Consider the following 20,295-nt stretch of genomic DNA (forward strand, 5'->3'; position numbering starts at 1 on the left):
TCCCCTCCGGTCAACAGTGTTGATCTCATCATACCATGAGGTCTTTTTTCACTGTCTACCATGAGGGGATAATACCACAGAGAGGAGGCTTCTTTATGAAAAGACTGGCTTATTTAGGGGCGGGATTGTTGACAGGCGTCCTGTTTCTCCTGTTTGAACCGAGGCATCGGATTGACTTTGTCGAGGCTCTCCTCGCCATTCTCAACGTAGTAGGCGTTCTCTTCCTGGCCTTCTTCGGACTCGCGATTGGCGTTGAAGCGATAAAAAGTCTTTTTCGAAAAGAACAATAGCGAAGCGTTTATCTGTCATTGCTGTCCCCGCATCCGAACGCAATCAATGGAAGAAATCCATTCTGCGAGCGAATTTGCTGACCAATTTGTCCAACTTCGTGCAAGCCAGCACAATATCTCCGCGCCGCCTGGGAAGAAGCTTCGCTCGATGTCTGGCTGGATGTGTCCGGCGTTCCCCGAAAGACCATCCCTGTTCCTGTCCTTGAGCAGCTTGCGAGCCATTCAACAAAGCTGCGTCCGTATCGCCGGCAGCTTTGTCGACTACTCTACCGCCCCCAAAGGAGAATCCGATGAACGAGCAACTTTTCAGTGCGCACCTCACCTTGAGCAAACTGGCCCCAACCGATTGGGAGCTGATCCGCTCCATTTACTCCAACCCGGCGCTCATGCAACACATCGGGGCAGCGATGAGCGAAGAAGAAATTCGCCGCAACTTCGAAAAAGAGCTCGCTCCGTGGAGCCTCGATTCGACGCATTGGCTCACCTGGATCATCCGCGAGGCGGCGACCAGCAGCGACGTCGGTCTGATGAGCCTCTGCACCCGCAGGCGCGAGCCGCTCACGGCGGAAGCAGGCTTCATCATCGTAGAAGCGCACAAAGGCAAAGGCTATGCTACCGAAGCGCTCCAGCTCGTCTTCGACTTCGCTGCCAGTACGTATGGATTCAAAGTGTTTACGGCCGTTTGTTCGGAAGAGCACGCCGCTTCCAGGCGCGTTTTGGAAAAGGCCGGGATGAAGCTGGATAAAATCGTGCCGGAGAATACGGAAATTGCCGGAAAGCTGGTGAATGACTGTTTTTATTCGTTGGAAAAGTGAGTCTTTCGTCGGCTTTTGGCAGGGAGAAATCTCTCTACCAGTAGCCTGCTTCCTACCAAAATGCAAAGGGTGGTATTCGTGTTCCACATTCGAAAAGTCCAGATGGAAGATTTGCCGCAGCTTGTCGTCATTGAACAGCTCTGTTTTTCGGAAGAAGAGGCGGCAACGAAAGCGGCGTTTGCAAAGCGGATTCAGATGATTCCAGATAGCTTTTATGTTGCCGAAGAAAACGGGGAAATTGTAGGGTTAATTAACGGCCCCGTCATCGAAACCGCCTACATAACCGACGATTTGTTTACGCATATAAAGAAAAACCCGGCAACCGGCGGGCATCAAAGCATCCTGGGACTGGCGGTCCACCCGCAGTTTCAAAAGCACGGCATCGCAGCAAAGCTGCTGATGCACCTGGAACAAGAAGCAAGACAGAAACATCGTGAAACGATCACCCTTACCTGCAAAGAAAACTTAATTGGCTATTACGAAAAGCATGGTTACGTCAACAAGGGGCTCTCCAGTTCTGAACATGCCGGAGAGAAGTGGTACAACATGATAAAAGCATTATCGTAATTTTTCGCGTACGGGCCATGATGAGAAAGCGAACGGATATCGCTCGCAAGCTTTTGACAAGCTTTTAAACGGCATACACCCCACCATTCGTCTGTGGGGTTTCGTTTTGCTTGCCTATCAACTCAACACCGCCGTTTTAACAGAGCCGTTGATAATAGAAGCTATGCTGGATATCCGAGACAACACGGAACGCATCGTTGCCTGTCAGACCTGCATCCCCCATCGACAACAGCCCGACGAACAGGCTGGCGTAACATTTTCCGTCTTTTTTTGCCCCAAGCAAACCTTTATGGATATCCTTTCCTTGACTTGGAGGATGCTGCTGCTATAATAAATAACAGAGGAATGAAACATTTTCACTGTGTGTAACAAACAGGACAAGCCAGTCTCGACGTTTTGCGGGTGTAGTTCAATGGTAGAACTCTAGCTTCCCAAGCTAGCGGCGTGGGTTCGATTCCCATCACCCGCTCCATACAAAAGCTTTTGAAAGCCTTGCTGATGCAAGGTTTTTTCTTTTCCTTCTTCCGCATAGACATGCACCACAAGCCCAAAAAGCGGTTTAACCCCCTGGTTAAAAGCTCATGCGAGGCCATTTCTTGGGTCAAACACGCAAATGGTGTTGACTCCCCTGCAAAGATGATGCTACATTGTAAATGTATGTAAAAAATTTCGAAAGAGGATTATTAAAAGATGGATTATATGAGACTACGTTCCCTGACTTTGAATAAGTAATTGTATATTCAAAGGCTCTGCTTGTGTGAGCAGGGTAAACGGGATTAGTCTGCCTTCTTTTAATAATCTTCATTTTGCATGAAATATACGGCAAGGTGTAGAAAGGTAGATCATACTGCCTTTCTTTTGTTATGCACATTTCCCCTTTTCTTTTCGTATGGCACAGGGGATCTTGTTTCGCTATGGCCACTTACGCGTAAATTGGCGTACGCGGAGGTCTTCTTCCGTTTGCTCTCCATCACAGGCAGAGTGCCCGTGATTTCCAATTGGAGAGGGCCGCCTGATCGAAACTTTGAAGCTAAAAACAGCGCACAACGGGAATGTGACGATCATTCAGCAAGATATCGTAAAGCTGCAGCTTCCCAAAGAAAACTTTGTTGTCGTGTCCAACATCCCCTATTCCATCACGACTCCGATCATGAAAATGCTGTTAAACCACCCGGCGAGCGGCTTTCAGAGAGGCGTTCTCGTTATGGAAAAAGGAGCCGCCAAAAGATTTACAGCCAAAGCGGTCAAAGATGCGTATGTGGCCGCCTGGAGAATGTGGTTTGACATTTGTTACGTAAAAACCGTGCCGAGGGAATGTTTCGCTCCCCCTCCGAAGGTGGATTCGGCCATGCTTTTCATTACGCGAAAAGCAAAGCCGCTTGTCCCGCTGAAACATCACGTCCTTTTCCACCGACTTGCCGAACACATCCTGAAAGCGCCAAAGGCAGCGATCGACGACGCTGTTCGGGGCATTTTTACCCCTCCGCAAATCACGCATTTAAAGCGAAACCTGAAGGGAACAGCGGATTTGCGGGTGGAGTCTTTAAGCGAGGAGCAGTGGGGCGTAATGTTTGAGACGATGGTCAAATACGTTCCGCCGTTCAGATGGCCAAAAGGGAGAAAAAAGTAGCCAAACATCAGCGCGCAGTCTCAAGCCGTTGCCGAACAGCCGAACATGTGCAAGCAAAAACAGCCTGCCAGCTCTTAGGGCCTCATCCCCTTGGAGCTGACAGGCTTTTCCGTTTGCACTCTTTCTCAGGCGCAGATCGTAACGCATAACGCACGCATTTAAAAGAACGGCGAAAACTGGCGAAAAGCCCCCAGCCCCCGATGAGCACCCTTTTTTGCTCCCCGGTTTCGAAAAACTGACGATTTTCTCGCTCTTTTCCATCGCCAATGGCACTTTTGGATGGCTCTCCGGTTGGGAAAAGGCGTCACCCTCGTTTTTTCCCGTCAGCGGACGACGAAGCGATTGGACGGGCGCGGCAAGCCGAGATGTTCACGCAGCGTATTACCGCTGTATTCCGTGCGAAAAATGCCGCGGTTTTGCAGTTCGGGGATCACGTAGTGAACGAGATCGTCCAGCGATTGCGGCGGCATCAGCAGCAGATCAGACTCAGCCCGGCCGTATTTGGCCAAGCGCTGTTTCAGGTCGAAATAAAACGATTGCGCTTCCGGCAAGGTGCGTAAAGCGGTGAACACGACGTCTGCCCCCTGGGCCGACCGTTCCTTGAACGTATCGGACCGCCCCGCCTGGACAATGACAGGATGCCCTTGAATCGGCCTTGCCACGTTCAGCGGACCGCGCACGGAAAACCACGTCCCTTCGTGATGCAACGCATGAATTTTGCCAGGATCGGCGAAATCGCCCGCTTCCCGGTCTATCTTGATCGCATCGTCCTCCCAACTGTCCCACAGTGCTTTTACCACATCGAGAAATTCCTCGGAATGCGCGTGCCGCTGCTCGTGTCGCGGGCGGTGATCGTTGCGAAAGTTGTGCGCGTCCAGATCGCCAATCGAGGTGACGACGTTCCAGGAAGCACGGCCGCCGCTCAGATGGTCGAGCGTCGCCAGCATGCGCGCGACATGGAACGGCTCATGGTAGGTCGTCGACACCGTCGCAGACAAGCCGATATGCGAAGTCGCACCTGCAAGGGCAGACAGCAACGTCAACGGTCAGGGCCAAATGTTGATCCCCCGGCGCAGTTCCTCGGGGCTGTTCGCTGATACCGTATATTTATCCGGTTGAAAAATATAGTCGAGCTTGCCTTCCTCTGCCGTTCGCGCCAGCTCACGATAAAAGGCAAAGTCCAGGATTCGTTCCGGCTGTGCCGCCTGATCCCGCCAGCCCCCGCCGGAAGAACCCGGCGTAATGAGCGAAGTAGACAGCTTCAACTGCTTCTTGCCATTGCTCATGATGGACCCACCCCAGTCATTGGTAAATCGAATAAGAGACGGTCAACCATCTCCAGTTTCCATTCCAGCGTAATCGCGTCGTAGGCCCACATAGTGCAGCGTGACGATTTTCGTATCGTAGCCCCGAAAGCGCGCATATTGTTTCGGGGGAAGGCCGACGATTTGTTTGAACCGCCGATTGAAATAATGGGTGTCTTTGAATCCGCTGTTGCGCGAAATCGTATGCAACAGCTCGCCGCCGCTAAGCAGTTCTTCCTTCGAGCGGTTGATGCGGTAGGCGGTCAAGTAACCGATCGGGCTTTTTCCCGTCGCCCTTTTGAACAAACGGGTAAACTGACGAACGCTGAGATTCGCTTGCCTCGCCAATTGCTGCACGGTCAGCTCTTCGGCGTAATGCTCGTGCACATACTCAATCGAACGCTCGATTGCAGCCGCCGAGTCCTCTTCTTCTACCGTTCGCGTTTGCTCGAACAGGGAGCACAGCAACTGCTGGAAAGCGATCTGCCCTTTGAATTGCTCCAGCTCATCTTCGCTCGGCCAGCGCCGCAGCAAAGCTTGACAATCGACGAGTACGCGATGAGCCGGCTTCATCCGGAAAACGCGATCGAACGGGAAGCAAAACGTTTCCTCTTACTTATTTCGTTTGCTGGAATCGGCGGAGACTGTCCGAAATAACAGGCGGTACAAATTGACAGAATATTAGGGCATGGGGATCCCGTTTAGTCTCCGATTATTGTAAATTTGCTCAAACTTAGTTTGAAGTGGAGGGGGCAGTAAGCACAGTGGACGAGATACAAGCAAAACTTAATGATGTTGAATACGCAATATGAAATAGAGGGTCGGAGAATGTGGTTCCGCCTTTTTTTGACATTTCAAGAATACTTGCTAAACGAATGTTTTTCACAGATCTTTCCAGTCCAGCAATAGATCTAGTAACTTGAGGAAGATTTTTTGATCCTCAATGCTCCTTGTTTGCAAGCGGGTGACGATTCGGGACAATGTATACTCTTGAGAATCTGGATTAGAGTGGATTGACCGAAAAAGATTTTCTAACGGAATCCCCAGGGCGTTTGCCACCTTTTCTACACTCCCCAAAGTGGCGTTTTTTTCTCCACGTTCCAATTGCCCAATATATGTAGTGTGGAGATTGGCTAAGTGGGCTAATTCCTCTTGGCTCAATCCCTTTGCTTTGCGGTATTTTCGAATCCTTTCCCCAATAAGCTTTGGCAAGTCACTCATTCTACCACCTCTTAGGTAACTGTATCTTTAGTCTTAGGCTCCCCCAAGAGACAATAGATATAAAAAATAAAACGATGATATAGTATAAGTATTATTTTTTGCAAAAAACGTCGAAAAAAGGCGAATAAAGTCGTGTAATGGGTTTAAATACCCATGCCTTTAGCGCTATTCTCTTTTATAACTGGTGATTCAAGTGAAAAGATTGGGAGTTTTCACCACGTCAGACGAAAATGGAAATCTTTTAGAGGACATCATACGAAAGAAAATGTTTCAACATGTTTTCCAACCGCTGTATGTAATGGAAAATTGGAAAGTATTCGGGTATGAAGCTTTGTTACGTTGCAAGTTTTTCAAAAATCCCGAATTGTTTTTTCGTTTGGCAATTGAAAAAAACAGATTGTATGACTTGGATATTTGCTCCGTTCATCATGCTCTGGCTAAAAGTGGTACATCTTTTGAAGGATAAGGGGTATGCCATTGCAATTGATGATTTCGGTAAAGGGGAGTCATCGTTGCAGACTGTCATTGAACTTGAGCCAGACTTTGTGAAATTGGATCGATATTATGCCGTGAAACTTTCCGCTTCAATTAAAAAACAAAACGAGATTCAGATGCTCTTGAAGCTTTGCCAGCAAAAAAACATGAAATTGATATTGGAAGGGATTGAAGAGCCAACCAATTTAGCAATGGCTAAGTTATTGGGAGTTCATTTAGGGCAAGGATACTTATTAGGAGAACCCTTGCCGATCAGCGAGATTCACTAAAAGAAGGGGTAAGTGTGTGATATGGAAAAGGTGATATGGGGAAGTATCCTGACTGTGTTTTTGATTATTCTGATACTTTTGCTAATACACTGGATCTATATGAGGCAATTAAGAAGAAAGGATGACCAAATCTATCTATTAAAAGAGTCACTGACTGACCTAAAAGCCAAATTGAGAGATACGGAAAGAAGAAGGGCTTTCCGAATAAATCTTCTGGATCAGGTATGCATATTTGAGTTTATCGATTTTGGTGATAAATTATTGGAACCTTTGATGCAAAGAAAAGGAGAAGGGAAGATAAAGAACATCGGCCGTACAGGTATAAAATTGAGCTGTGAATTTGATTTGCCTGTCAGAAAACAGGTTTTTTTGCAACTCTATTTTGTGCTTGATGATGAGGAGTTTACTTTTAAAGGAAAGATTATACGAAAAGAGGAACTGATGAATGAAATAATTTATGGAATTGACTTTATTGAAGCGGATCCCAAAGAAGAACAACGATTACTTCAGGTGATACAAAGAATGGAAATTGAAAGAAGGAAGAAGACGGAATAACCATAATAAAGTTGCGCACCTGTTTCAAGAGCTCTTCACCGTAAAACGTGCTTGATCTCCCTCTATCTCAGTTTTTCGTAGTTATGTAGCCGGTTTACACTCCAGTCTAATGCGAATCTTGAATCTCTCTAGATTGCGGTAGCCGTAGGCTCTTCGTTTGATTACCTTCACTTTGTTGTGTGTCCCTTCAATCTTGGCATTCGTTACCCGAAAGGAAAAATAATGCTGAATGGGCTCTTGCCACTGGACAATCGTTTTGGCAATGGAACGAACCGCAGGAGTCGGAGAATAGAGATGGTCGACAATCCATTTCTGAAGCGCTTCCTCCCCTGCCTCTTGGGTTTCAACGGCATACACGGTTCTTATGTCTTGAAGCGCAAAGTAGAGTCGTTCCAGATGTGGATCTTCTGCTAACCAAATCTTCAGTTCCTGAAGCTCTTCGGGCTTCAGCTTGTCAGGGATCGTATGGAGCAGGCGTTGCTCATGTCTGCCCCGACGATGTGTTCCACGAGCATGAGTGCGTTTTCGGGTAGCTTCCAACGCTTTAGTGTATTGAATTGCCGATTATCGTCAATGGTAGGAGATTGGGGCTGCTATGTCAAGGAGGGACATGATTTGGTAGCAGGCCACCTACAGGAGAAGAAAGGTTATTTCTACATCGTCTTAAATTATAAAGACGAATGCGGAAAGAGGAAAAATAAGTGGATTTCCACGGGTTTGTCTGTGAAAGGCAATAAGAAGAAAGCCGAAGCATTGCTTATTGAAGCTCGTAAAAATTTTGAAGTTCCCCAACAAGTAGATCAAGAAAACCCATTGTTTTCTGATTTTATGCTTCAGTGGCTGGAAATGATGAAACATCGTATTGAAATTACAACGTATGCTTCTTATTCAAACGCTATAAAAGGGAGAATAGCTCCCTATTTCAAAGAAAAAGGGATTCGGCTTAAAAAATTGCAGCCAAAGCATATTCAGGATTATTACCAATATGAATTAGAGGTCCGCAGCGTTACGGCGAATACGGTTATTCACTACCACGCTAACATCCGAAAAGCGCTTCAATATGCGTTTAAAACGGATATGATTCCATCGAATCCCGCGGATAAAGTAGAACGCCCGAAAAAAATAAATTTGTCGGCAGTTTTTATGACAAAGAAGAGATGAACAGGTTATTCGACGCGGTCAAAGGCGATCCAATTGAATTAGCCGTATTGCTCGCTGCATTTTATGGCTTACGTCGAAGTGAAGTAGTCGGGTTAAAGTGGGATGCAATTGACTTCAAGAATAAAACCATAACCATTCAACATACTGTGATCGAAACGTCTGTTGAAGGGAAACTTATAATCGTAGAGAAAGACCGTACCAAAAATAAATCAAGTCATCGTTCCTTGCCGCTGGTTGCAGCATTTGAAGAACTTCTATTACGGATAAAGAAACAACAAGAACAAGACAGATACCTATATAAAGATTCTTACTGCACCGATTACCTCGATTACATTTATCTGGACAAGCTAGGGCATCGAATTAAGCCAGGATATATTATGCAACTCTTTCCCATCGTACTCTCAAGGCATAATTTGCGACGAATTCGCTATCACGATTTGAGGCATAGCTGCGCCAGCCTACTTCTGGCCAATGGAGTTAGCATGAAAGAAATACAAGCATGGTTGGGGCATAGCGATTTCTCAACAACAGCAAATATTTATGCCCATTTGGATGTCAGTACGAAAATCACTTCAGCCCATGCAATGAGCGAATGTTTACAGCTTTAAAAAACAAAAAAATTCTTTAGGTTATTAATCCTAAAGAACATTCTCCTAGATTATGGTGCCGGTGAGAGGACTCGAACCTCCACTCCCTCGCGAGAACTTGATTTTGAGTCAAGCGTGTCTGCCATTCCACCACACCGGCATGTAAACAAGCTGTAGTTTAATACTAGCACATTTTCGCTAAAAAATCAATGGTGGGGAGAGACGGATTCGAACCGCCGAACCCGGAGGGAGCAGATTTACAGTCTGCCGTGTTTAGCCACTTCACTATCTCCCCAGCTTAGCGTGCGCCTGCTGATTTTCACTTGTATCTATCAGAGACGACGCTTTTAAATCTACCATGAACAAGTTGATCCTTCAATAAATTTTACTCAATGAATTTCCGTTTGCTGCAAAATTTCCTGCGCCCACTGCTGAAAAACGGCGAGAGCCTGCTCCACCTCCGGAAAATGACGTTGCTCCTCACAGGCGTAGTCGGGAAATTCGAGGATGCGGTTTTTGCGGATGAGCACTTGCCCTGCCTCGCATTTGATCTCCAAAAAATACGGCACAGACTCGTCGATGCCGAAGCGATTTTCCAAAAACTCGTACGTGCGCACCCACTCCAAAATTTGCACTTCAGAGGGCTGCAAGCGCAAAACTTGCTCCAGCGACATGATCGTTTCGTTTCCATAGTAGTGCATGCACTTTCTCCGCCTTTCTGCATGAAAATGGACGGAGCCGCGACTCCGCCCTGTATTCGTCCTTTTCGCTTCTGCCTTTCCCTAAATCGCGGAAAGCAGCTCTTTCAATTCCTTGACGATGACTTGCTGGTAGCCGGTTCCTTCGCCGTACTGCTTGAGCATTTCCGCGCGCGCTACTTTGATTTTTTCTTCGTAGTCCGGCGCGTTGCGGTCGGGATTTTGCTGCTTGAATGCGGTCATGACTGCCTGGACGTGGCTTGGGCGCGGGCCCCATTTGGCCAGGACATGTCCGCCTGTATCTGCGAAAATAACGACCGGGATCGCGCGGCCGCCCATGGTCAAAAACTCATCCATCAGGTCGAGGTGGTCTTCCATGACCATGATTTCGACAGGCATGTCCGTTTCTTTCAGCGCGTGGAGAACGACGGGCAAGTTTCGTACCACGTCCCCGCACCATTCTGCGGCGAGAATCAGGCATCTGAGGTCATCCCGATGTTGCAGCGAGGCAAAAAACGCCCGCTCCTGCTCATCTGCCCAAGCAAACGCTTCCGACCAGCTTTGGAAAGCCTCCTGATTTTTGGTCATGCCTTCGACGAACGCTTTTGGCGTCAGTCCCGTGCGAAACTTATGTGCGACATTTGCAGCCATGTGCTTGCCTCCCATGTATGTATGTGGACTTGTTCTAGTATCTTTTCCACAGCAGGAGCAAAAGTCCTTTTTCTGCGAAAAGCGGCTCGCCGTTTTTCCTGCCCGGAGATGCGGCTGTGTGCGGTCGACAAACGCGACGCTGGCTTGTCTAGCTTACTCGGATTTGCCAGGCGCTTGCTTGTCCGCTTCCTGCTCCTGCTTGGCCAGCTCCATCATTTTTTGCAAAAGAATGTGCTGCGGCATGTGCATCAGCCGCTCCAATGGAACATTCAAGGCTTCGGCAAGCTTCACTGCGGTTTCCGGCGAGATTTGCAAGGGACGCATGAAAACAGCTCCTTTCGGTTGCGAAATGCGGTCTTTTCAGTATAATACATGGCGTCCGAAGCTGCCAGAGAGGGCTGCCCCAATCAAAAAGAGATAATCCCCTGCTTTAAGCCTTCTGGCAGGGATTATCTCCTGACGATCGGGTACCTGTTTTCGCTTACGCCTTTGGTTTGGTAAGAATACAGGGAACCTCGTTTCCAATCGCACCAGGCTGGGACATGCGCTCCAAATACGCCAAGCCGCGCGCGCATTGCTGCTTGCATGCCAGGCATGTGCTGGAGGTCACGATTTTCAAATTCAGTTGATTGGGGTGCTGCCGACTGTTTCTTTTCTTTACCTTTTTGCCCTTGGCCATCCGATCCCCTCCCTTTGCCCTGGTTCACTCCAGTCTATGAGGGAGAACAACCCTGTTCTTTAGGCAAACATACAAAACGGGATCGCTGTCGGCAAAATGGGCCAACGCTCGCTTTGACGGCAAAAGAAAACCGCCGGGCAGCGTGCGCCAGCGGTTCGGATGTTTCGTTCGCTACTTTTTCTCGTTCTGAAGCTGCCGAAGCTCCAGCTCCAGCGTGCTTGCGTCAATCATTCCGATGATTTTTTTGCGAATAATGCCCTGTGCGTCGATCAAGTAAGTCGTGGGGAAAGCCTGTACGAGATAACGGTTGGACACCGAGCCGCTTACGTCCATCGGGATGGGAAAGGTCAACTTGTAAGTTTGCACAAAAGCTTGCGCGGCTTCGGGGTTGTCGCTGCTCGTCACGTTCACCCCGTACATGTCAATCTGTCCGCCGTACTTCTCATAGATTTTCTGCAAATCCGGCGCTTCCATCCGGCATGGCCCGCACCAGGATGCCCAAAAGTTGAGCAGCAACGGCTTGTTCCTTTTTCCCTCGACCTTGTACGTCTGATTGTCCAGGCCAGTCAGGGTAAAGTGAGGCGCCATGTAGCCTACTTCCGGTTTCTGAACATCTGCTACGACTGACGCTGATGACTCCGGCTTCTCCCATACCGCGATTCCTGCTCCCGCAATCACCAGCACCGCCAGCAACAGCTTTTTCATTTCGTCACCTCTGCATGACTGATCTTAAAATCCTGTAAAGCCTCCGAACAATTGAATGAGCACGCGCGTAATGTCTGTCAGTTTGTCCGTGTACAACAGCACGCCGAACAAAATCATCACGCCGCCGCCGACTTTCATGAATTGATCCGAATACTTGACGATCGCGCTCACTTTACTGATGAAAAACGTCATGACGAAGAACGGAATGGCAAACCCGAGTGTATAGGCCAACGTGTACGTCAAGGCCCGAGACGGATCGGTGACTCCGAGCACGATAATGCCGGAGAGAATCGGTCCGACACAAGGCGTCCATCCAGCAGCATAGGTCATTCCCACCAGTATGGACCCAGTATACCCCAAAGGGCGCGATTTTAAATCGATCTTGAACGACCGCATCATCCAGTCCATTTTAAACACTTGCAGCATGACAAGGCCGATAATGACGAGCAAAATCCCGCCAAGCTGCCGGATCAGGTCCTTTTGGTTGACGAACAGATTGCCAATCCACGAGGTAGACAGCCCCAGGGCAATAAAAATAATGGAAAAGCCGATGATGAAAAAAAGCGTATGTAAAAGGGCCTGCTTTTGGAAGACGGCTTTCCCTTTTTTCACTTCATCCACTGTCACTCCGGTGATGTAGGACAAAAAAGACGGATAAAGCGGCAGACAGCAAGGCGAAATAAACGAGAGAAACCCCGCCGCAAACGCCAAAAACACCGTAAGATTCCCAGTCATATGTACCTCCGAATGGTTGTTTCCTCCACTATATTCCTTATTGTAACGAATCTTTCTCCCCTTCAAAAGCGAAACCGGCACTTTGTCTTAAATCCGTGACAATTACGTTACCATTATCACCGTTATGGGCTACACGCACCGATTCCTCCGCCCTTTTTCCCAGCGGCAGCGGCTTGGGCGAAGATTTTTTCCATATTCATAGAAAAAAGAGGCGGACAATCGCTCCGCCTCTTCCTTCCATCTCCTGTTTTACTGCTGAATGCTAACCTTGCTGCCATCCTGCAGCATCGTGATTCCGGTTACGACAATTTTGTCGCCTTCTGCAAGGCCGCTTGTGACTTCGATCTTGTCGCTGGACGATTTTCCCGTAGTGACTTCTACCTGCTTCGCAATGTCGCCCTCAAGCTTGAACACGTATTGCTTGCCGTCGCGGTCAAAGACTGCTTTGCGCGAGATGACGAGAGCTTTCGCGCCGCTCGCTCCGTCGGATGGGAACGTCACATTGACGACCATGTCGGACTTCAGCTCATTGGATGGGTTCGGGATCGTAATTTCGATCGGATACGCTTTGAGCGCGGAATCCATCACAGGGCTGACTGCCGTTACTTTGGCATCAATCGTTTTTCCAGTCGATTGCACGTTCACTTTCACGACGGTGCCGACTTTGACTTTCGTGATGTCCGCTTCGGACAGGTTCGCTTTTACGAGCAGCGGGTTGGTGTTGACTACTACCACGACTGGCTGCTGCCCTGCCATTTGGCCGACCGCTCCGTTTACGCTGGAGACAAAGCCGTTGATTGGCGAAGTAACGGTCGCGTTCGCCAGTTGCTCACGGGCGTTTTGCAAGCTGACCGCAGCCTGTTTCGCCGAAGCCGCCGACACTTGCACGTTCGCTTTTTGCTGGGCGACCTGCAAGTTTTGCTGCGCGTTGTCATAAGCAGTTTGCGCGTTGGTCAACTGCATGTTCGCCTGCTCCATTTGCTGGGCGGAGATCGCTCCCTGCGTATACAACTGGTTCATCCGCTGCTGGTTCAGCTTCGCGTCAGCCAAAGCGACTTCCGCCTGCTTCAGTCCGTTGCGCGCTTGAACGAGTCCCTGATCCGAGCTGCTTCCAGCCTGATTCAAGCTCGCCTGGGCCAGCTCGTATGCGGCTTCCGCCTGTTTGACGCTGTTTTGCAAATCTTTTTCATCCAGTTTAAACAGCACCTGGCCTTTTGTCACATACTGTCCGAGCTGCACGGGCAGCGAAGTGATCTTGCCGCCCATTTTCGGAGTGAGCTGTACTTCTTCACTCGGCGCCAGCTTCGCCGTCAGGCCCGACTCTGTCGTGACGGAGCCTGTGGCGACTGTTTCGACCTGGACAGGTGTTGCCGCTTCCACCGTTTCTGCCTGCGGTGTTTCCGCTTGCGGGCTGGAACAACCTGCCACGAGGCTTACGGCCAATACGGCCAGTATGACGGGTTTTATGCTAAGTTTCATGAATGTCCCTCCTCATCCCACAAACGCTTCTTACGATTCCAAAGCGGGAACGGTTTTCTTTTGTTTCTTTTCTTTCCGTTTCATGCGTCTTTCACGACGCTTTTTGCCGATATCGTCAAACCACGAAGTGACGACCGGAACCAAAACAAGGGTAATGAGTGTCGCAAAGCTCAGACCGAAAATAACGGTGATAGCCATTGGTGCCTGTGTCTCTGTACCCGATCCGCCGGAAAAAGCCAGCGGTCCAATCGCGAGGATCGTCGTCAGCGTCGTCATCAGAATCGGACGCAGACGGATTGGTCCGGCATGGAGAATCGCTTCGCGCAGCTCCCAGCCTTTTGCCCGCAACTGGTTCACGTAGTCGATCAGCACGATCGCGTTGTTCACGACCAGACCGATCAGGAGAATGTACCCGATCAATACGGATACGCTGATCGTCGTTCCGGTAACCAAAAGTCCCAGGAGAACCCCTGTAACCGTCGGCGGAACCGAGAACATGATGATGAACGGGCTGTAAAACGACTCGAACTGCGCCGCCATCACCATGTACAAAAGCACAACGGAGAGCAGAATCGCGAGCGCGAGGCTGCCGAACGACTCGGCCATGTCCTGGCTTTGTCCGCCGAACTCGACTTTGTAACCGTCCGGGAGATTCAGGTTGTTCAATTTCGCCGTAATCTCCTGTGTGACGGAATTCAGGTCACGCCCGGCCAGATCACTCGTAACCTTCACTTCGCGCGTCAGGTTGGAGCGGTTGATCGTGAGCGGCACGTCCACTTTGCTGATGGTAGCCACCGAGGACAGCGCGATTTGTGCCCCGCCTGGCGCAGCAATCCGCAGGTTGTTCAAGTAGTTGATGTCTTCTTGATAATTTTCAGGCAGCTTCAGGTTAATGTCAATCTCGTCATCGCCTGTACGATACTTCGTGACCGTTTGCCCCTGGAAGGCCGTCCGGACGCTGGAGAGAATCTGTCCTGTCGACAAGCCGTACAAGCTCGCTTTTTCCGCGTCGACCTTGACTTCAAATTCCTGTCTGGACGCTTCCAGGCTAGTTGTAACGTTGCTCGTGCCAGGTACTTTTTCGACCTCGCCCTTGATGATCGCACTGATGTCTTTGAGGACGGCCAAATCGTCGCCGCGCACATTCAGCTCGATTGGCGAGCCCATGGACATGCCTTCTGCTGCGCTCACCTTGATTTCCGGCCCCGGAATATTTTTCAGCTTCTGCTGCAAGTCTATGGCGATGTCGCTTGAGGAACGTTTGCGCTCTGTCACGTCGACGAGCAGCAGCGTGATCGTTGCCTGGTTGGAGGACAGCGTGCTTGCAATCGGCGAACCGTTGCTGCCGATCGACGTCGCCACAATGTCTTTTTCCGGCACTTGATTCACAATCTCTTCTACTTGCTTGGCGACTTTTTCCGTCTCAGCCAAAACGGTTCCGTTTGGCATCTTAACCGATACAGAAATTTGTCCCTGGTCCATGCTCGGGATGAACTCCGCCCCGATCAGCGGCGTCAGGGCAAGCGAGCCGACCATCATGACGACAGAAGAAAACATGACTGTTTTTCTGTGGCCCAAAGCCCATGCCAGCAGCTTTTGGTAGCCTTTTTCCACTTTGCCAAACCCGATGTTAAACCAAGTAACCGGGTTGATGCCACGATAATTTTCGTGATTCGCATGATTCGGTACTTTCTTCAAAATGCGCGAGCTGAGCATCGGCACCAGCAAAATCGAGAAGACGAGTGCCGCAATATGCGAGTACACGACTGTCAAAGCCAGCGGTCCGAACAGCTCGGAAGCAATCCCTTCCGTCAGGGCAATCGGCAAGAATACGCAAATTTGCGCCAAGGCGGAGGCCATAACGGCCGTTCCAACCTCTTTGGAGCCGTCGAGCGCGGCTTGCATCATGCCTTTTCCTTGCTCCCGCTGGCGGAAGATGTTCTCCAGCATAACGACCGCAAAGTCGATCAATGACCCCAGCCCCAGCGTCAAACCGGAAAGCGAGATCAGGTTGATCGTCTGTCCTGTCATGTACATCAACAGGAAGGTCGCGACGATGGATACAGGCAACACGATAATCGCGATCAGCATCGACTGTAGGCTGCCCAGGAAGAAGAACAGCAGGATGATCCCGACCAGTCCACCGAGCAGCGCGTGCTCCGCTGTTGTGTAGATCGAATCTTTGATGTAGGTCGAAGTGTCAAGCGTCGTAGTGATTTGCACGTGCTCCGGCAAATCCGCCTTGATTTTCTCCAGCTCTGCTTTTACTTCGTCGGCCACCTCGATGGTGTTTCCGCCGGAAGCTTTCGTAATGGAGATACCGAGGCTCGGTTTGCCATTTACGTAGCTGAGCTGCGTAATGTCTTCGAGCGTATCTCTGACTTCGGCAATATCGCTCAGGCGAATGGAGTTGGCCCCTACCGAAATCGGCGTCAGCGCGATTTCCTCCACGTTGGCAAATTCACCCTGGACGCGGATGTTCATCTTGCTGTCCCCTTCACGGACGGAACCGGCGGAGCCAGACAGGTTGCCGCTTGCGAGCGCCTGCTGGATTTGCTCCAGGGACAGTCCGTACGCGGAGAGCTTGGCCGGATCGACGATGACGTCGACGATTCGGTCCTGACCGCCGCTGATGGAAGCAGCCGCGACGCCGTCAATACGCTCCAGTCGCGACTGGATCATGTCTTCCGCGAGCTTTTTCAGCTTGTTGACATCCTGCTCGCCTGTGACGGCAAACTGGATGATCGGCTGGCTGTTCGGATCGATGCGCAATACCCGCGGCGCATGCGCGGAATCAGGGAGCATGCTCCTCACCTGATCGACTTTCTCTCGCATATCGAGAGTGGCCTGATCGAGATCCGTTCCCCAGTTAAACATGAGGATGACCTGCGAGGCCCCTTCAATAGACACGGATGAAATGCTGTCCAGGTTGGAAACCGTACCTAGCGCATTTTCGATCGGTTTTGTCACCAGTTTTTCTACCTCACTGGGTGAGCCCCCGTCCACAGACGTGACGACCACGGCAACCGGAAAATTCAGCTCCGGCATCAAGTCAATCGCCAAGCGAGGCAGGGAGACGAAACCGAAAATCAGCATGGCCACGGTCAGCATAATCATCGTGACCGGACGTTTAATCGAGAGTTCAGACAGATTCAAATCCACTCACCTCTTCTGGAAAACTTGACATGGCTAATCGTGACACTTTCGGCATTGCCATTTGCCGGAAGCGACAATTAGCCTGTTATTTCTTTCTTTTGGGAGAACAATTGTTGCAGCGCATGAAGAGATGAGATCGCGTGAGGATCTTCCGGCTTCAATTCCCGTTGTTCAGACACGCGCTCCGTTAAGGAAACCCACACGATTCGGCGGTCGGTTTGGTCTCGAAAACGACGCACCAGATTTTCCTGCTCCAGCCTGTTGATTAATCCTGACGTGGTACTGTACGGAAGATCGACAGCCTTGCAAATTTCCCCCATCGTTTTTGAACCGTTGCTGAGCTGTTCCAAAATCAGCACCTGCTGCCAGTTCAGATCAGTGCTGTCCAGTTCCTTTTTGGAAATGGACGCAAACAAGGCACTCGCTTCTTTCAGGAGCTTAGCCAACTGAATCAGTTCTTTCATGAAAGCCTCCCTCACTATCCCACATGACCCATCTACATCTTTTATTAGCCAAGATTTATTCTACCTATAGTCATGAGTAGTGAAGTCTATCAGCAGGTTGATTTCCCGTCAGCGAGGGGTCTATCTGGAGATAGACGACACCCCGTGCTAGAATGAAAGTAAACGAGCATCCGGCCAGAGAAAGAAGGATATCTTTTTGCTGAAACTGAGTATAAAAGCGATTCAAAAACGTTTGCTAATCATCTGGTTCTCCATTTTGATCGTGCTGGCCTTGCTGCCAGATTCGTTCATGCGCGAGACTCCCTTACAGTTTTCTCTTACGATTGTACTATTCTTTTGTTACATTGTGGTATTCTGGATTTCAAAAAGGAACTGGAAGCCGTACCAATTTGAACTAGCTACGGTTATGCTCGGCACCATGGCGCTCTTAAAAAGCGTGTTCGCCGGAGGAGAAGGCTTCGGAATGATGCTCCCGCTCGCCGTCTTTATCGGCTTTTACATCGAAGGACGGCGTGCGCTGGCTTACGCGAGTTTTTTTGGCGCGTGCACCACGTTGTTTTTGTATTTTTACGGCATCCTCCAATTTCCGCATATCATTCCGTTTATCCTGACGTACATCGGCTGCTATATCGGGGCGCGGGGATACCGGATTCAAAGCGAGGCGTACAAAACGAACCAAGCCCATTTGGAGGAGCTGCAACAAGCCCATACCGAGCTGCAGGAAGCGCATTCCCAGCTTCAGGAAGCGGCCTTGCACTCGTTGCAGGTAGCGGTTCTGGAGGAACGGACGCGGATTGCCCGCGACATTCACGACGCGCTGGGTCACAGTCTTACCTCGCTGATTGTCCAGCTTCACGCGCTGAAGTACATGCTGCAGGACGGACCGGAGCACGCGCAGGAAGCCGTGCGCAACATGCTCGGCGTAGCGAAGCAAAGCCTGGAAGAAATCCGCACCTCCGTGCATACGCTCGCCATGGACAAAACATCGCTGGGACTCACTCCGCTGCGCGCTTTGCTGTCGCAGGCGCAAAAGCATACAGGGATCAAGATGGAGCTCATCTCATCCGAGCTGGATATCCCGCTGTCCCAGGAGCTGACGATCACGTTTTACCGGATTTTACAGGAAGCGATTACAAATACGCTGCGCCACTCCAATGCAAAAGAAATTCAGGTCATGATCGAGCAGCGGGAAGGCTCCCTCTACTTCTCGATACAGGACGACGGTGACATCACTCCCCAGGATCAAATCAAGCCTGGGTTTGGACTGACAGGGATTGCCGAGCGCATCAAGCAGTTGAACGGCAGCCTGTCCTATTCGGCAAAAGAACCGCATGGATTCAAACTCGATGTAAGATTGCCGCTGGAACATCTGGAAAAAGAAGGGAGCATACGAACATGACAGACCAAGCCAAAAAAATTCGTGTGGTCCTGGTAGACGACCAAAACATGATTCGCCAAGGGTTGGGCTACGTGATACAAATGCAGCAAGATATGGAGGTCGTCGGAGAAGCCTCTGACGGGGAAGAAGCTGTGGAGCTGGTAGGAAAAATCGTGCCAGACGTAGTGTTGATGGACGTGCAAATGCCGAAAAAGTCGGGGATTGAAGCGACACGGGAGATCATGAACATGCATCCGGCCGTCAAAGTATTGATTCTCACCACCTTTGACAACCACAATTACGTCGTGGAAGGAATCCGCGCAGGCGCTGTCGGCTACATGCTGAAGGACGCCGACTCGCAGGAGATGCTCGACCTGATACGCAGAGCCTCCCAGGGGGAAGCTCTTTTTCATACCGCGACAGCAGCCAAGGCGCTGGCGGAAGCCCTGCAAGTTCAGCGCAGCGTTTCCGAACACGCCTCTGCTCCTTCAGCCCTGCTCGATGAGCTGACAGACCGCGAGCTTGACGTCCTGCAACAGATCGCCTACGGGTATCGAAACGATCAGATCGCGCAAAATTTGTTTATTTCGGAAGGCACGGTAAAAACACACGTGCACCGCATTTTGCAAAAAATGGGCGTCGAGGACCGCACCCAGGCAGTCGCCAAAGCCCTTCGACTCAAAATCGTGAAGTAAGACGAAACATTTTCGTTTCAGCAGGCAGAAGGATAGAGCGAGACACGCGTGCCGTCGTCCTGCAAGCGCCATATCACCAGCCCGTCGTGCAGGCGGGCGGCAGACATGGCTTCCTGGACGGCGGCAATTGCTTTTTCCATGTCGATCACGCAGCAAATGACGGCAAGCTCGTCCCGGCTGTCGTCTCCTCCGTCACTATGCCCGTTTCCAGTCCGGCCGAGACATTCATCGAGCAACGCCTCGATAGCATACCTCATCTCCACATCTGCTTCCGACAGGTGCGGAAAGCTCACCACCAGCTTCTGCCAGTCTTCTTTTGCCAGTTCCGCATAGCCTTTTTCCTTCATTTCTTCCGCCCAGTTTTGCAGCACATGAGTCGGCTTTCCTTCGATTTGCTCAGCCACGATCGCATAGTGGTCGCCGCTCTCGCCTACCTGACCGTAATGGACCGTGTACAGACGGTCTTTTTCGTCATACCACGCTTCCCAGTAGCTCCACCTCTTTTCGTTTTTATGCAACATCCGGATCACTCTACGTTCAACTCCGTTCAGCCTTTTTGTAAATTATTCCACCAAACGACACAGTTTGACAACATCTTACATAGAGATTGATTCGAAAGACTTGCAACCTTTTGAGCTAAAAGGACTTCATGCCTACTTCAAACAGATTAACCCGCACAGAACTGCGCCTTTTGGCGTGAAATCCGGATTGGACAGACGCCGCATTTTTCGGAGGAAGGCAACAAAAAAAGACGGATGGTT

At 50.1% G+C, this 20,295-nt stretch carries 22 protein-coding genes, 3 tRNA genes and 2 pseudogenes; 11 read left to right on the plus strand and 16 right to left on the minus strand.

The features are described 5' to 3' along the window. Positions 1-95: 95 nt before the first annotated feature. From AC3WQH_RS00005 to AC3WQH_RS00025, 5 genes and pseudogenes are all read left to right on the plus strand, one after another. Complete coding sequence (locus AC3WQH_RS00005) at positions 96-290, plus strand: hypothetical protein (protein ID WP_005834816.1); 195 nt, start codon at positions 96-98, stop codon at positions 288-290. 290 nt (positions 291-580) lie between these two features. After that, positions 581-1,105 (plus strand): GNAT family N-acetyltransferase, encoded by a 525-nt coding sequence (locus AC3WQH_RS00010; RefSeq protein ID WP_005834815.1) that lies wholly within the window; start codon positions 581-583, stop codon positions 1,103-1,105. 78 nt (positions 1,106-1,183) lie between these two features. Continuing rightward, the gene (locus tag AC3WQH_RS00015) at positions 1,184-1,672 is read left to right on the plus strand and encodes a GNAT family N-acetyltransferase (RefSeq protein ID WP_005834813.1); all 489 of its coding nucleotides are present in this window, start codon (positions 1,184-1,186) and stop codon (positions 1,670-1,672) included. 398 nt (positions 1,673-2,070) lie between these two features. Next, positions 2,071-2,144, plus strand: a tRNA-Gly gene (locus tag AC3WQH_RS00020). 543 nt (positions 2,145-2,687) lie between these two features. After that, positions 2,688-3,302 (plus strand): annotated as a pseudogene (locus AC3WQH_RS00025) (23S rRNA (adenine(2058)-N(6))-methyltransferase Erm(C)); the annotation flags it as partial. Positions 3,303-3,625: 323 nt separating this feature from the next. Here AC3WQH_RS00025 and AC3WQH_RS00030 read toward each other — a convergent pair. The 3 genes and pseudogenes from AC3WQH_RS00030 to AC3WQH_RS00040 all read right to left on the minus strand — a co-directional run bounded on the left by AC3WQH_RS00030 (position 3,626) and on the right by AC3WQH_RS00040 (position 5,827). After that, positions 3,626-4,588 (minus strand): annotated as a pseudogene (locus AC3WQH_RS00030) (NtaA/DmoA family FMN-dependent monooxygenase). Between the two features lie 42 nt (positions 4,589-4,630). Then, positions 4,631-5,179, minus strand: coding sequence for a helix-turn-helix domain-containing protein (locus AC3WQH_RS00035; RefSeq protein ID WP_007781800.1), 549 nt, complete (start codon positions 5,177-5,179; stop codon positions 4,631-4,633). Positions 5,180-5,488: 309 nt separating this feature from the next. After that, positions 5,489-5,827 (minus strand): helix-turn-helix domain-containing protein, encoded by a 339-nt coding sequence (locus AC3WQH_RS00040; protein WP_005836684.1) that lies wholly within the window; start codon positions 5,825-5,827, stop codon positions 5,489-5,491. Positions 5,828-6,150: 323 nt separating this feature from the next. On the opposite strand from AC3WQH_RS00040, the gene AC3WQH_RS00045 reads away from it, so the two are divergent. Beyond that, positions 6,151-6,591 (plus strand): EAL domain-containing protein, encoded by a 441-nt coding sequence (locus tag AC3WQH_RS00045; protein WP_007781794.1) that lies wholly within the window; start codon positions 6,151-6,153, stop codon positions 6,589-6,591. 21 nt (positions 6,592-6,612) lie between these two features. After that, on the plus strand, positions 6,613-7,146 hold the full coding sequence (locus AC3WQH_RS00050; RefSeq protein WP_283857850.1) for a PilZ domain-containing protein: 534 nt from the start codon (positions 6,613-6,615) through the stop codon (positions 7,144-7,146). 81 nt (positions 7,147-7,227) lie between these two features. Here the strand turns inward: AC3WQH_RS00050 and AC3WQH_RS00055 are convergent, their stop codons facing one another. After that, complete coding sequence (locus AC3WQH_RS00055) at positions 7,228-7,686, minus strand: transposase (protein WP_242507351.1); 459 nt, start codon at positions 7,684-7,686, stop codon at positions 7,228-7,230. Between AC3WQH_RS00055 and AC3WQH_RS00060 the strand changes: the two genes are divergently transcribed. Both AC3WQH_RS00060 and AC3WQH_RS00065 read left to right on the plus strand, forming a co-directional pair. Beyond that, positions 7,630-8,307: a tyrosine-type recombinase/integrase gene (locus AC3WQH_RS00060; RefSeq protein ID WP_429788195.1), complete on the plus strand. Its 678-nt coding sequence runs from the start codon at positions 7,630-7,632 to the stop codon at positions 8,305-8,307. The two genes, AC3WQH_RS00055 and AC3WQH_RS00060, sit on opposite strands and share 57 nt — an antisense overlap. Continuing rightward, positions 8,304-8,915: a site-specific integrase gene (locus AC3WQH_RS00065; protein ID WP_007783952.1), complete on the plus strand. Its 612-nt coding sequence runs from the start codon at positions 8,304-8,306 to the stop codon at positions 8,913-8,915. Before AC3WQH_RS00060 ends, AC3WQH_RS00065 begins: the two co-directional genes overlap by 4 nt. A 53-nt stretch (positions 8,916-8,968) precedes the next feature. On the opposite strand, the gene AC3WQH_RS00070 is transcribed toward AC3WQH_RS00065, so the two are convergent. The 11 genes from AC3WQH_RS00070 to AC3WQH_RS00120 all read right to left on the minus strand — a co-directional run bounded on the left by AC3WQH_RS00070 (position 8,969) and on the right by AC3WQH_RS00120 (position 17,461). Continuing rightward, positions 8,969-9,054, minus strand: a tRNA-Leu gene (locus AC3WQH_RS00070). Between the two features lie 50 nt (positions 9,055-9,104). Beyond that, positions 9,105-9,189 (minus strand) — tRNA-Tyr (locus AC3WQH_RS00075). A gap of 94 nt (positions 9,190-9,283) precedes the next feature. Beyond that, the gene (locus AC3WQH_RS00080) at positions 9,284-9,595 is read right to left on the minus strand and encodes a hypothetical protein (RefSeq protein WP_005830927.1); all 312 of its coding nucleotides are present in this window, start codon (positions 9,593-9,595) and stop codon (positions 9,284-9,286) included. 81 nt (positions 9,596-9,676) lie between these two features. Further along, on the minus strand, positions 9,677-10,243 hold the full coding sequence (locus AC3WQH_RS00085) for a thioredoxin family protein (RefSeq protein ID WP_007783950.1): 567 nt from the start codon (positions 10,241-10,243) through the stop codon (positions 9,677-9,679). Positions 10,244-10,396: 153 nt separating this feature from the next. Continuing rightward, a complete protein-coding gene (locus AC3WQH_RS00090) occupies positions 10,397-10,567 on the minus strand; it encodes a YycC family protein (protein WP_005830931.1) in 171 nt (56 codons plus the stop codon). Between the two features lie 157 nt (positions 10,568-10,724). Continuing rightward, positions 10,725-10,922 carry a hypothetical protein gene (locus AC3WQH_RS00095; protein WP_483072737.1) on the minus strand — a complete coding sequence of 66 codons (198 nt, stop codon included), beginning with the start codon at positions 10,920-10,922 and terminating at the stop codon, positions 10,725-10,727. Positions 10,923-11,093: 171 nt separating this feature from the next. Beyond that, on the minus strand, positions 11,094-11,627 hold the full coding sequence (locus AC3WQH_RS00100) for a TlpA family protein disulfide reductase (protein ID WP_005830934.1): 534 nt from the start codon (positions 11,625-11,627) through the stop codon (positions 11,094-11,096). A gap of 24 nt (positions 11,628-11,651) precedes the next feature. Next, positions 11,652-12,362: a cytochrome c biogenesis CcdA family protein gene (locus AC3WQH_RS00105; RefSeq protein ID WP_005830936.1), complete on the minus strand. Its 711-nt coding sequence runs from the start codon at positions 12,360-12,362 to the stop codon at positions 11,652-11,654. Between the two features lie 249 nt (positions 12,363-12,611). Next, positions 12,612-13,841 carry an efflux RND transporter periplasmic adaptor subunit gene (locus tag AC3WQH_RS00110; RefSeq protein WP_005830939.1) on the minus strand — a complete coding sequence of 410 codons (1,230 nt, stop codon included), beginning with the start codon at positions 13,839-13,841 and terminating at the stop codon, positions 12,612-12,614. Positions 13,842-13,871: 30 nt separating this feature from the next. After that, the gene (locus tag AC3WQH_RS00115; protein ID WP_005830941.1) at positions 13,872-16,997 is read right to left on the minus strand and encodes an efflux RND transporter permease subunit; all 3,126 of its coding nucleotides are present in this window, start codon (positions 16,995-16,997) and stop codon (positions 13,872-13,874) included. Between the two features lie 77 nt (positions 16,998-17,074). Further along, entirely contained in the window at positions 17,075-17,461 is a 387-nt protein-coding gene (locus AC3WQH_RS00120) for a MarR family winged helix-turn-helix transcriptional regulator (RefSeq protein ID WP_005830943.1), read from the minus strand. Between the two features lie 196 nt (positions 17,462-17,657). On the opposite strand from AC3WQH_RS00120, the gene AC3WQH_RS00125 reads away from it, so the two are divergent. Both AC3WQH_RS00125 and AC3WQH_RS00130 read left to right on the plus strand, forming a co-directional pair. Then, positions 17,658-18,860 carry a sensor histidine kinase gene (locus tag AC3WQH_RS00125; protein WP_007783941.1) on the plus strand — a complete coding sequence of 401 codons (1,203 nt, stop codon included), beginning with the start codon at positions 17,658-17,660 and terminating at the stop codon, positions 18,858-18,860. Next, positions 18,857-19,534: a response regulator transcription factor gene (locus AC3WQH_RS00130; RefSeq protein ID WP_007783939.1), complete on the plus strand. Its 678-nt coding sequence runs from the start codon at positions 18,857-18,859 to the stop codon at positions 19,532-19,534. Before AC3WQH_RS00125 ends, AC3WQH_RS00130 begins: the two co-directional genes overlap by 4 nt. Positions 19,535-19,551: 17 nt before the next feature. Here the strand turns inward: AC3WQH_RS00130 and AC3WQH_RS00135 are convergent, their stop codons facing one another. After that, complete coding sequence (locus AC3WQH_RS00135) at positions 19,552-20,055, minus strand: hypothetical protein (RefSeq protein WP_206699193.1); 504 nt, start codon at positions 20,053-20,055, stop codon at positions 19,552-19,554. Positions 20,056-20,295: the final 240 nt, after the last annotated feature.

Source organism: Brevibacillus sp. FW301-21C12A (genome assembly GCF_058788915.1).